7 protein-coding genes are annotated in these 13199 nt (G+C 42.9%); all 7 read left to right on the plus strand.

The annotated features are described in order from the left end of the window. Positions 1 to 15 precede the first annotated feature (15 nt). The 7 genes from HMPREF9145_RS07265 (at position 16) to HMPREF9145_RS07295 (ending at position 12836) form a co-directional block, all read left to right on the plus strand. Positions 16 to 2109: an LTA synthase family protein gene (locus tag HMPREF9145_RS07265; RefSeq protein ID WP_021825745.1), complete on the plus strand. Its 2094-nt coding sequence runs from the start codon at positions 16 to 18 to the stop codon at positions 2107 to 2109. A 627-nt stretch (positions 2110 to 2736) separates the two neighbouring features. Further along, positions 2737 to 4284, plus strand: coding sequence for a S8 family serine peptidase (locus tag HMPREF9145_RS07270; protein WP_021825731.1), 1548 nt, complete (start codon positions 2737 to 2739; stop codon positions 4282 to 4284). Positions 4285 to 4287: 3 nt separating this feature from the next. After that, positions 4288 to 6528, plus strand: coding sequence for a S9 family peptidase (locus HMPREF9145_RS07275; RefSeq protein ID WP_036906974.1), 2241 nt, complete (start codon positions 4288 to 4290; stop codon positions 6526 to 6528). A 64-nt stretch (positions 6529 to 6592) separates the two neighbouring features. Beyond that, positions 6593 to 9925 carry a SusC/RagA family TonB-linked outer membrane protein gene (locus tag HMPREF9145_RS07280; RefSeq protein WP_021825649.1) on the plus strand — a complete coding sequence of 1111 codons (3333 nt, stop codon included), beginning with the start codon at positions 6593 to 6595 and terminating at the stop codon, positions 9923 to 9925. Between the two features lie 12 nt (positions 9926 to 9937). Further along, positions 9938 to 11359 (plus strand): RagB/SusD family nutrient uptake outer membrane protein, encoded by a 1422-nt coding sequence (locus HMPREF9145_RS07285; protein WP_021825709.1) that lies wholly within the window; start codon positions 9938 to 9940, stop codon positions 11357 to 11359. 10 nt (positions 11360 to 11369) lie between these two features. Next, positions 11370 to 11570, plus strand: coding sequence for a hypothetical protein (locus HMPREF9145_RS07290; RefSeq protein WP_231369770.1), 201 nt, complete (start codon positions 11370 to 11372; stop codon positions 11568 to 11570). Between the two features lie 9 nt (positions 11571 to 11579). Next, the gene (locus HMPREF9145_RS07295) at positions 11580 to 12836 is read left to right on the plus strand and encodes a DUF4843 domain-containing protein (RefSeq protein ID WP_021825751.1); all 1257 of its coding nucleotides are present in this window, start codon (positions 11580 to 11582) and stop codon (positions 12834 to 12836) included. Positions 12837 to 13199 lie beyond the last annotated feature (363 nt).

The raw sequence follows: 13199 nt of genomic DNA on the forward strand, positions 1-13199 counted from the left end.
ATAGTAACATAATCCATGATGATTGCGAATTTATTTTGTAAGAAAAAGACTCCCATTGTCTATAAGAATGCAGCCTATTTAGTGGCAGTTCGATTCATTAAACTCTATCTGTTGGTAGGCTTTTTCCTACGCATTGTGTTGATGTTTTGCACTCCAACAGAAGTTCATTTCACGACACTTGATGTTGTCAGAAGCCTCGGAGTAGGACTCATTTCAGATTTAGGAGTCGGCATCTTACTAACCATTCCCCTCTTCATTTTATATCTTGGACTGAACGAATGGAAATATAAAAGGCCCTCAGGTTATGTCATTGAGCTGCTGTTGGCCTTGGCTTTTGCTTATAGTTTGTGGCCAAAGTCAATCTTTCATGAGTATGGTGGTGGCGCACCCCTTATCGCTCGACTCTTCCTTGGATGGAAGTTTGTGAGCTTTTCGCTTAGGTTTTTCATTCCCAAACTACGCATTTCATGGCGCCGAGTGACCATGTATGGCACGTGGAGTGTCTATGTTTTACTGCTCATTTTCATCTCTGCGGGTGAATATTTCTTTTGGGAAGAGTTTGGTGTTCGCTACAATTTCATCGCTGTTGACTATTTAGTTTATACGCATGAAGTATTGGGTAACATCATGGAATCATATGCCATCACACCACTGATTGTGTTGTCTGTCATTGCCACGGCTTTGATTATCTACAACGATTCACGTCATAGACGGTTTAAGTTAGAAAAGATTTACACGCCAAAACTGCTGATTGTGCATAGTCTTCTCTATGCTGTGCTCTGCGGAATAGGCTTTGGTATGGCTTCGTTTACACGCCAGTTGGACAGTGCCAACCAATATGTGGGGCAGTTAGAACAGAATGGTTCGTGCAACTTTATCGTCGCTTTCTTCAATAATAAACTTGAATATGACAAGTTCTATCCGATGATGAGCAAGCGCGATTGTATCACAATGTATCGTAATTTGGCTGGTTTGGATGCACAAGGCGTAAAGATACTTGCGCCAAAAACAGCCGAAGCACAACCCCGAAACATTGTGTTGATTACGGTAGAGAGCCTTAGTGCCAGCTTCATAGGCCATTATGGAAACACTGAAAAGCTTACCCCCAACCTCGATCAGCTGATTAACAAGAGCATGGTTTTCGATAGCTTATATGCAAATGGCAATCGCACGGTGCGCGGACTTGAGGCACTTTCGCTCTGTATTCCACCGAGTGCAGGAGAAAGTATCATTAAACAAAAGCGCAATCGCATGGGTAATCTCTCGGTCGGTGCTGTCTTAAAGCAACATGGTTACACGGTACAATACCTCTACGGGGGCGACAGTTATTTCGATAATATGGGTGATTTCTTCTCGCATAATGGCTATGAAGTCATCGACCGTTCAGCCATAAAGCCGGCTGATGTGACTTTTGCCAACATCTGGGGCGTGTGTGATGAGGATATGTTTAACAAGAGTTTGGAAGTGTTTGACGCTGATGCGAAGCGCGGAAAACCCTTCTTTGGCCAAATCATGACTACGAGTAATCATCGTCCTTACACTTATCCTGAGGGACGAATCAAGGTAGATGGTAACCCACATACACGTGATGCAGCCGTGAAATATACGGATTATGCCATTGGAAAATTTATCGAACAAGCCGCTAAAAAGCCATGGTTTGACAACACGGTCTTTGTGATTATTGCCGACCATTGTGCCTCAAGTGCGGGCAAAACAACACTTCCCGTTGATCGTTATCACATTCCTTGTCTCATCTATAGCCCCAAACACATCGCTCCACAGGCGGTAAAGACGGTATGTTCGCAAATAGATGTCATGCCAACGCTACTCTCTATGCTTGGTCTTCCTTATCAAGTGAGGTTCACAGGGCAGGATATCTTTGCACCAAACTATCATCCACGGGCCTTCATGGCGACTTATCAGAACTTGGGATATTTTGAGAACAACTGCCTGACGATACTCTCTCCGGTTCGCAAGATTGAACAGTTTGGGGTGACGTTTGACAAAGAAGGTGAGGCTGTTGAAACGCCATTGAAGAAAAACAAGCAGGAACTTGTGCGCAAGGCACAGGCATATTATCAATACACAAACATGTATCTCAAACGATAACTGCCCATGTTTGTGCCTGAGGCAAAGTGAAAGCATGGAAAAATTAAGCCTGTTTTGCAGGGGCACAAGTGTTGGGTTAAGCTTTGATGATGGTGGTTATAGCCCATGTTTTGTGGAGCATGGCATTGCCCAATGAAACCCTTTGGCGCAACAACTCTTAGCCAACAGAATGTAGGGGGACATAAAGCGCTTTGAAAAGTGGGTCAAATCAGCGTGTAATCTGATAGAGATTGCACGCTGATTTGACTTTTATCACACGGCCATTTGTGCCACTTTGAAATCTCCTTTGCCCTGTGCCGTGCAATGAAAGAAGCCAGCTTTGAACTTAGCTTGCATAAACACACCTCACTTTTACATTCGTTCACAATGCAGACGGTCCTGATTTCTAATCATGTGGAATAGGCTTTTATTTTATAAAAGACTTTCATTTTTGTCATGAATAAAGTGAAAAATCAATATCAATAAATATTAAATTCGATTTTTTTTGTATAATTAAATTAAATGTCTTACTTTTGTACATTCACGAAAATGACTTTGTGAACATCGTTTGGATTAGGCTTTTACGAAATAGGTGAATTGATTTTTAGGTTAACATAGAAACAAATCGAACAATTATTTTATACAAAGATGGAGAAGAATTGTAAGCATAAAAGATATATTCTTAGTGGAATGCTGTTGTTGATAGCTTCGGGTTTGTCTGCCCAGACATCCGAATACGACCGTTATGCAGGTTGGTATAAACAATGGAATGACAGTCTTAGAGGCGCAAACATCATTGGAGCACAGCGCGTTTTGCAAGCCCACAAGGCGAAAAAGAAGCAGAAAGTTGTTGTGGGCGTTATTGATTCAGGGGCAGATACCACTTGTGTTGCGTTGCGACCAGTGCTTTGGACAAATCCAAAAGAGAAGTTTAATGGTCGTGATGATGACCATAACGGATATGTAGATGACGTGCATGGTTGGAACTTTCTTGGCACAAAAGATGGTAAATTTAATATGACGAGTGCGGGAACTGAGGAATATCGCCAGTTCAAACGCCTTTATCCGAAATATAAAAACATTAAATCGGCTGCCGAAGTGGCTGATGCTGACAAGCAAGAGTATGCTTATTATATGGAGATGAGGCGCAAAGCGAAGATCAATTCCTATCTCATGTTCTATGAAATTACGGGAAAGAAAGAGAAGCTTATCGGCGAAATGGACAGCCTGTTGAGGCAAACGAAGGTGAATGTAGATACACTTTCGTTGGCAGGAATGCTCAATACAGAGGTGAAAGACACGTTGGTCAGGAACACGTTTATACAGGCTATAATGACCGATTTGTATCGAACGCCGTTGACAACAAAGTGGAATGCCTATGTAGAAAAGCAGCGTTCGGCCTATGCACTCATGGAGAAACGCATCTATGGCATTGCTCATGACAAGGACAAACGTTTGCTGATGGGCGACAATATGGATGATGCTACCGACCGATTCTATGGTAACAACACGCTGAACGTAGACGGAATGGAGCATGGAAACTTTGTAGCGAGCGTGGTAGCAGGCATTGTTGACGAGGATTCCCGCTACTCGGGAGTGTGCAACGACGCACGCGTTATGCCCGTAAGAGTTAGTCCTGATGGCGACGAATACGACAAAGATGTTGCTACCGGCATTCGATATGCGGTAGACAATGGGGCAAAAGTCATCAATCTTAGTCTTGGAAAATACACTTCTCCCCATCCCGAGATGGTCAATGCAGCCATTGCCTATGCCGGAAAACATAATGTTTTGGTGGTTGCTGCAGCCGGAAACAGTCACTTAAACATTGATTCTATTGGCTATTTCCCTGCTGGTGTTGATGCAAAGGGAGCGCCTTTGAGTAACTTTATCCGTGTAGGTGGGACGGCTATAGACGGCAGTCGTTCGTCAATCTCTAACTATGGAGCCCACAAAGTGGATTTATATGCACCGGGAGAATACATCTCTGGAGTCTATCCCGGCAATCAAAAAGACTTCGCAAATGGTACAAGTGTCGCCGCACCTATCGTCAGTGGAATCGCTGCAATGCTTCGAACCTACTTCCCAAAGGTTAGTGCTGTGCAGTTGAAACGTGTGCTAATAGAAACCGCACGCAATGAAAAAGGGCTGAAATTAGTTGATGCTGAGGCCGCAGTTAAACGTTTGATGAAGTAAGCTATGAGGAGAAAAACGTTATTCATTCTATGTCTTCAGTTGCCGTTGTGGCTTTCCGCGCAGACGGTGGATTGGAAGTTGGTGGCTCAACAAGAGGAAGACACCTTGCAACCGATATATAATAAGAGCAGTGTTTCAACCTCATGGCTGAACGGGGCAACCTATTTTGTCTATGAACAATATGGAAAGCGTTATCTTGTTGATGCCCGAACGGGACATCAAGAGCCACTGCTCAAGGACCAAAAGCATTTTGTTGAGCAATATAAAAGACTGACCGGAGACTCTACTAAGACGCATAACATTCCGCGTTTATATGAGATTATGCTGAAAAACAATGACAGTAAGCGCATCTATTGGACGCATAATAAGGTGCACATGGTTTATAATCGTGCGACCGGTGTATTGTCGTTGGACAACACTTATGCAGAAAAGGCGGAAAAGAAACATCGTAATCAGGACATGGGGAGCCGTTCGACAACGCGTGATTCCCTTTATACGATGCTTGGAGACAAGTATAATCTGTATGTGAGAAATAACAAGACAGGCGAGAAACGACAGCTAACCTTTGACGGAAAGGAGGGCGCTTCTTACTGTTTTACAACAAACAAGGACACTATTCGTGAGGGAAATGCGGCTGGAAGTTGGCATAACCATGTGTATTTACATTTGATGAGCGACGATTCTAAGGTTGGAAATCTGTATCTTGTTGATGTTTTGAGAGGTGATCGGCCACGTTTGAAGACCAAACACATGCCACTTCCCAACGAGAAGAATGTGCGTCAGTATCGCCTTTACTGGTATAATGCAGACACAGGCGAGGGAAAAGTGCTGCCGATAGATAAGTACAAGGACCAGGAAGTGAAGCTGAACTATGAAAACTATGACGGAAACTTGTATTTCACTCGACGCAATCGTGGGGTTGATACACTTGAACTTTGCAAACTAAATCTGCCTACTGGCAAGGTGTCGGTGGTCATTCAAGAAGTTTGTAAGCCCCATTTGAACGTCAACTTATGGTCTTATCGCCTCATCAATCATGGCAAAGAAATCATTTGGTGGAGTGAACGTACGGGGCGTGGAAACTATTATCTCTATGACAATCAAGGCAAATTGAAAGGTCGAATCACGCGTGGTGACAACTTAGTTGCAGGCAGAATAGAGTATGTTGACACGCTGAAGCGCCGACTAATCTTTATTGGTTATGGTGACAAACAAGCCTATGATCCCGAATATGCCTATTATTATGTGGCAGATTTCAATGGGAAACGTCAGCAAACGCTTACCTATGGTGATGGTACACATGAGTTAGATTTCTCGCCCGATCATCGCTTTGCAATCGACAGTTACTCACGGATGAACTTGCCAACTGTGTATAATGTGGTTGATGTTGATAACCCATTGAAGCATTATGAGTTTGCCCGTCGCACGGATAATGCCTTGAAAGAGGCGGGATGGAAAGCCCCTTGGTTGGTTGATGTGCCTGCAGCGGATGGGAAAACACGTTTATATGGTGTGATGTATGTGCCGACTTTCCTTGATAAAACGAAGAAATATCCGATTATTTCCTTTGTATATCCTGGGCCACAAGATGACCAAATACCGCGTAGTTTCACCTTGGATGATGCGGGAAATCAAAGTCTTGCCGAGATGGGATTTATTGTTATCAATGTTCAACCGCGTGGCTCTTCACCACTAAGAGGGCGAGATTTTTATTGTTTTGGTTATGGAAATCTTCGCGATTACCCTGTAGCCGACGATAAACATACCATAGAAGAGCTTGCAAAACGATATCCGTTTATCGATCTTAACCGTGTGGGCATCTGCGGACATAGTGGGGGTGGCTTCATGGCGCTTACCGCAATGCTGACTTATCCCGACTTTTATAAGGTGTGTTTCAGTGCATCTGGCAACCACGATAATAACCAATATATCCAATGGTGGGGTGAAACTTATCACGGATTAGGCAAACTTGGCAGCATTCCTACAAACATACAACTTGCCGATAAGCTTAAAGGGAAGTTGATGTTGGTAACAGGTGACGTTGATGATAATGTGCCTCCAGCCTCTACTTTGCGTATGGCTGATGCCTTGATTAAAAAGGGAAAGCGTTTTGAATTGATGGTACTTCCGGGCAAAGATCATGGAGTTTGGAGTCCATATTATCAGAATTTGATGCGTTATTACTTTATGGAGAACTTGATGACTCCAACAAATCGTGACGTCAATATTATTAAACATGAATGAGAACAATAAGATATTGAAATTTAATATATAACATAGCATAAGCAAATCAATTAAAAAAGCGAAGATGAAGACAAAGATTAAAATGATGATTCTGATGTCTCTCTGTCTGTTATTTACTATCCAGTTGCAGGCACAGACACAGCATAGTGATGCTGATGTCCTTGTGAATATAACGGTAGTAGATGAGAATGGAGAGCCTTTGCCTGGTGCTTCAGTGGCAGTAGCAGGGAAACCTGTCGGCGTAATTGCCAATACTGATGGTACAGTTTCATTGTGGGTTGCTCGAAATACGAGTATCACGGTGAGCTATCTCGGCTTGAAATCGCGTGTGGTTAAAGTGACAAAACCCCTGTCAGGGAACTTTGTTTTGCAGAACGATGACAAGACTTTAGGCCAAGTTGTGGTAACAGGTTATACACAAACTGACGTGCGTAAGTCTACGGGCTCAGTGAGTATGATTTCTGGAAAGGAACTAAACGATGCACCACTAAAGAATGTTGATATGCTGCTTCAAGGCAAATTGACGGGTGTAAACGTGCAAGCTGTCTCAGGAAGACCAGGAGAATCGGCCAAGATTCGTGTGCGTGGAGTGTCCAGTATCACTGGAAGTAGCGAGCCTTTATGGGTTGTTGATGGTGTGCCTATTCAGAAAAATATCCCCTCAGCAGGCTCAAGTTACATCCGAAGTGGTGACTTTAGTACGCTTTATGCCAATGGAGTTGCGGGCATAAATCCTCAAGATATTGAGAGCATTACAGTCTTAAAGGATGCTTCTGCGGCTGCTATCTATGGCTCACAAGCGCAAGCTGGTGTTATTGTTATCACGACAAAGCGTGGTAAACAAGGAAAGTTGAGTATCAATTATAGTGGTAGTCTTGGTATACAGAGCGCTCCAATACGCGATAATAACTTGATGAACTCGCGTGAAAAGTTAGCATATGAGCAAAGCATTTGGGACGAATTCTCTGCTGATGGCTTTGCAAATGGCACCTATTATCCCGTCATTGGACTTGTTGGTCAGATTCGATCGGGCTACGGACGCTTTAGTGGTTGGTCGAAAGAACAACAGGATTCATATATCAAACAATTAGGAGAATCTACGACAGATTGGTTCAAAGCATTGTTCAGAACGACTGTATCGACCTCGCATAATATATCATTAAGCGGTGGAACGGATAAGCAAACCTATTATATAAGTGGTGGATATTCAACGAACAATGGTATCGTAAAGCGAACCAATGCGGATTCATATACGATGAATGCAAAGTTCAACGGCAGTCCAACTTCAACCTTTTCGTACGGTCTTTCCATGGACTTCTCCTACCTAAAGAGCCAGTCTCCAAGTGAGTCTTTCAATATATATAAGTATGCATACTTTGCTAATCCGTATGGTACTCTCTATAATGATGATGGCTCATATAGGGCAGATGAGACCTATTTCTCAATGAGAAATGCGAATGGAGACCCGTTATATTATTTGCCAAAGAATGGCATTAATGTTATGAGAGAGATTGATAACACTACGCAAAAGTCGGCAAGTTCCACTACAACTTTACGTGGAGATGCAACATGGAGACCCTTTGACGGTTTTAGACTTTATGGCTTATTATCGGCTACTTTCAGTAATGATCATTCAGAAAATGAGATAGGTGCCGACACATACAGCGCGTGGTTAGATCGTCCTTTCGAAGGATCTAATCTTGCTTCTTACCGTACTTACGGCTCGTTTACACAGGCAGAGAGTCGCAATACGAGTTGGCTTGCACGCTTACAAGCTAATTATAGCTTCACACTTAAAGAGAAACATCGCTTCAATGCCATTGCAGGAACAGAGGTTCGCTATAATAAAGCATCGTCACTCGGTAGTAAAATGTATGGCTATGACCCCTTAACAGGTCAGCATGTAACTCCCCTTTATCTTGGATCTGCCAGTGATGGTACATTGACGGCAAGCGAAGAAGAGTCTTATCGCAATATTATCAACGGCCTAAATACCTATTCTAAGCTTGAAAGTGCATTCGCTTCATTCTATGGAGCCTTAGACTATGTCTATAATAATAAGTATGTTTGGAATGCAACTTTACGCTCGGATGGTTCTAATAACTTTGGAAGTAAGGAACAATTTAATCTTACTTGGTCTACGGGTTTGGCTTGGAATATTGATGAAGAGCCTTTCTTCCAAGCTATAAAACCAGTCATGAATCGTGCAACCATACGCGTTTCGACTGGTCTTACGGGTGGAGTGAACAAGAGTGTATACCCACAAATCATCATGCAATACAGCAATTATTATCGTACAATCGATGATGTTAACTATCGGATTGCCTCGATTGGAAAGGCGCCTAATCCGAAATTGCGTTGGGAACACACTCATGACATGAACTTTTCTCTTGACCTTGGCTTCCTGCATGACCGCATAGGACTTTATGCTTCGGCTTATAGAAGACGTGGATATGACATGATTACAGCTGTTAGAACAGTATCAACAACGGGCTTTACTGAGCAGAGTTACAACACAACGGAACAGATAAATCAAGGTTTTGAGCTTTCTTTGAATGCCACACCAATAAAGAATAAGAAGCTGACATGGGGCATTTCTGGAAACATTTCCTATAATCAGAACTTCATTTCTAAGTATTCTGCGCCCAACAATGGATTCAGTACGTTCGGTTCTATCATTCTCGACTACCCGCAAGCTTCAGTGATTTCGGGTTACAATACAGGCATAGATCCGTTCACTGGCTATTATACTTTCAAGTTAAGACCTGATGTTAGCATCCAACAATCACGCGATTGGCGATATTACAAGAATTATCTTTTCTACCTTGGAACGGCTAATGCGCCTTGGACGGGAGGTCTTTCAACGCATGTTTCTTATCAAAACTTCTCGTTGAGTGTTAGTTCTTCGTTCTCACTTGGCTCGAAAATAAGCACTGCAATGCGTTCTCCGGTGTCATATAACAGCTTGGGTTCGTCTACAAAGACCAACTATCCGCAAACTGAACGCAGTGATTTGTACACAGCATATCTAAATAAACCCAAAGAGGCGGCCCATCGTTGGACGGTTGCCAACCCTATAACCGATGGCTATCCACGCCTTGTTGATGCGCGCGGAAGACAGTTAAATATAGATCTTGGCTTGCCAAACGAGTCTTCATCTATTACAGATGCCATCTATTATGAGAATGGATCATACTTCAAATTGGGTTCAATCACGTTGAGTTATAATGTTCCTGACAAGTTCATCAGACACTACGGACTGACCAGTCTCGGTGCTGCTGTAACAGGATCAAACCTCTTTATGATAACAAAGTATTCGGGATTGAATCCTGAAGCGCCTGGTGCTGTTTACCCCATCAGCCGTTCTTTCTCGTTTACTATTAATGTTGGACTTTAACACGAAAATCGAATGAATAAGTTTTCTTATAGCAAACAAAAGGGGCTTCAAGCTCTCTTGTTGGGACTGTTGCTCATGATGACTTCGTGCAGTGACTTCCTTGACATCAAGCCTTATGGCAAAGCAATTCCTAAAACCACTGAGGAATATCAGGCACTTGTTATGGAAATGCTCAGTGGTATTGATGGAAATAGCGTCGGAGGATATGGAGCGAACGAACTCTTCATGAATAACTCCAGTGCAATAAACTTCGAAGACTATTGTGATAACGTAGAAAGTAGTCTTGCACAATCCTCAAATCTCACCTATTATATAAGCAGTATGCTCGGCACTTCAACTGCTTATAGCTACTATGAACATCTCTATAAGGTGATAGGAAGATGCAATATTATTCTCGATAACTATGAAGATGGCCGCGATAGTGAAAAGGGTCAGCAGCTCATTGCTACCTGTTATGCTTTGAGAGGCTTGGCTTATTATCAGTTGTTGAGAATGTATTGTGAGCCAGCCGGAACGTCTCAAGACCAACTTGGCATGCCACTTGTCACCGACTTTGACATGGAAGCCAAGCCTAATCGTAGTTCGTATGAGGCTACTTTCAAGCAGATTGAAAGCGACTTCAAGACAGCTTTGGACAAAAACATTAAGGATAAGGCTTATATGTTTACTCCAATCGTTGTCAAAGGACTATTGGCTCGTCTCTACTTCTGGACCGGACACTTCAAAGAAGCCAAGCAGTATGCCGACGAAGTTGTTGCTGCTTATCCTTTGATTCAAGGCGAAGAATACAAGAAAATGATAACAGCTGAAGATGGTCTTCAAGGCAATATGTTGGTCAGAAGCGACCGAACACCCTCGTCATCCAATATGTTTAAGTATCTCAATACATCCATTCAGCGTTGTCCTTTGAGTGCTCGCTATGTGAAACTCTTTGCCGAAAAAGACAGCGATATCCGTTATAAGCTCTTCTTTAATAAGCGCAGACTCAACACGAAATGTATTTTCACAGGACTTCGTTCGGCTGAGTTTGCATTGATATCTATGGAGTCTGCCTATCATCTTGGCGACAAAGAAGGAGCACTTCGCATGCTGAACGACTTCCGAGCACACCGCATCAGTTCTTATACGGCCTACACAATGGCAACTTTGCCGGCTGTAGATACAAACGAATATATCAAGACTGATTGCACGGGAGCAGCCTTAACACCACTCATGCAGGCTATACTCAACGAGCGACGCAAGGAACTTTATTTGGAAGGCGACCGCTTTTTTGAACTCAAACGCAATGGACGGCCAGCGATATGGGGCGTATATCAGGGACTGAAATACACCACAGAGAAGTTCATGTACACGTTCCCTCTGCCTCCAGCTGACCTGCAAGTGAACCCTGGACTCATTCAAAACCCAGGATATACTGAAGTTATTTACAATTAAAATGAGAACAATGAAAAAGATACTTTTATCCTTTCTTATTGCACAGACGCTATTGGTTTTCACCTCATGTCAGCATACAGACGATGTTCCTCCAGTCACAGAGAAGTATGGAACGAAATATAAGATGCCCGAACCCAAGCGTCTTTCCAGTTCGGAACGTGATGTTTTAGACAGCATTGCAAGTGAATATAATAAGAGTATAAACCAATAAGACCTCAGAATGATGAATCGAATTGTTTATTTTCTGTTGGGACTTCTGACGGTACTTGTGTCTGCTTGTGCGGATAAAGAAACCGAAGTGCCCAATATGCGCTTTGAACGTAGGATCTATGCACTGACAAATCAGCCCGTGGAAGTAACGCTTTATGTGGCTCATAAGCCTGAACAGGCAAAGACACTCGATGTTGTTTTCGACGGAACGGCTGTCAAAGGGCAAGATTATAGTGTGTCTTCTGAACAATATGTTGTAGGTGGAAACGCTGAAAAACTCACGATAACGGTTACTCCTTTGCATGCAGCTAATGAGCAAAAGAATATTGTGATGCGACTGAAAAGCGACCCTTCGGTGACAACAGTGCTTGATATGACACCGCGTCCCGACCTGCTTTATTCGTTCCAGAACGGCAAAGAAGAGGTTGGAGCCACTGCCGATGTCTCGTTAGAACTATTCTCTGCCGAGACGGGTTCACGTTATTATGTAGAAGAAGATACACCGATTGAGCTTGAGGTTGACCCGAGTTCAACGGCTCAAGAGGGTACAGACTTTGAGTTTGTCAACAAGAAAGACACTGTAAAGATTGGCAAATACACTGCTAATTTCAAAATAAAGGTCTTGCAACGTGACGCACATCGCAATGTCATTATACTTCGCCCTAAACTCTCAGAAGCCGATCGTTATTATGCAGGTAGATATCCAAAAACTCAACTAAACATTATAACGAGCTATGCTTATGACGTAGAAGGCGAGTGGGTTATGAACAAATTTATCTGTGATAAGAAGTATATCAAGAACATGTATGATGGCATGATACCAGATGCCGAGTTTGAGAATATCCCCGAGTTTAATAAGAATGACACCTTCACCTTTACGCGTTTGGCTGCTGGAAAGTATCAACTCACGACCTCACTTGAGTCTAATCTTAAGTATTATTTCCAACCTTCTGCAGTGGGAATCTTTGATGGTGAGTTTACCATTAGAGCCATGAGAAGCCGCACAAAGCTTCAGATTATGAAGGTGAAGGATGTGAATCGTTTCTTCAGTGCAACTAAACAGAGCACCGATCGCGAGGGATATGTGGGACTGCGCAACTATGTTGACCCTGATACGCACGAGTTGTTGCTCGATGTTTACGTCTTCGATTATGAACCAACCGACTTCCTGCAGTCGCTTAATGATTATGGAATGGTGGGTACAACGAAGCCAAAGATGACCGATGATGGTAATTATCTGCGGTTCACGCTAAAGAAAAAGCATTAATTTTTCACACGAACTAAATCGCCTTCTGGCGGAAAACATAACGGCAGCCATAACATTTTAATCATGTTGTGGCTGCTTTTTATTTTTTGTTTATTGATTCTTTTGTGTTTATTCGTGTATGGTTCGTTGCGCAATCTGGTGCTTTTTGCGAGGTGAAATGGTGCAGATTGTCGAGTGAAATGATATATATTGTCGTGTCAATCGGCACATTTCATTTTGTGAGGTGAATTTCCCCTTGTGCAAAAGCCTTTTTACTGGGAGTGTGATAGGCGCATAACCATGATAAAAATCAAGGGGCCTCATCTGGCGGATAGGGTAGAACGGGGGAGAGTTAAGGATGAAAAAAGAGGCCTTAAACATTGA

It is taken from the genome of Segatella salivae F0493, assembly GCF_000477535.1.
GTDB classification, from domain to species: Bacteria; Bacteroidota; Bacteroidia; order Bacteroidales; family Bacteroidaceae; genus Prevotella; species Prevotella salivae.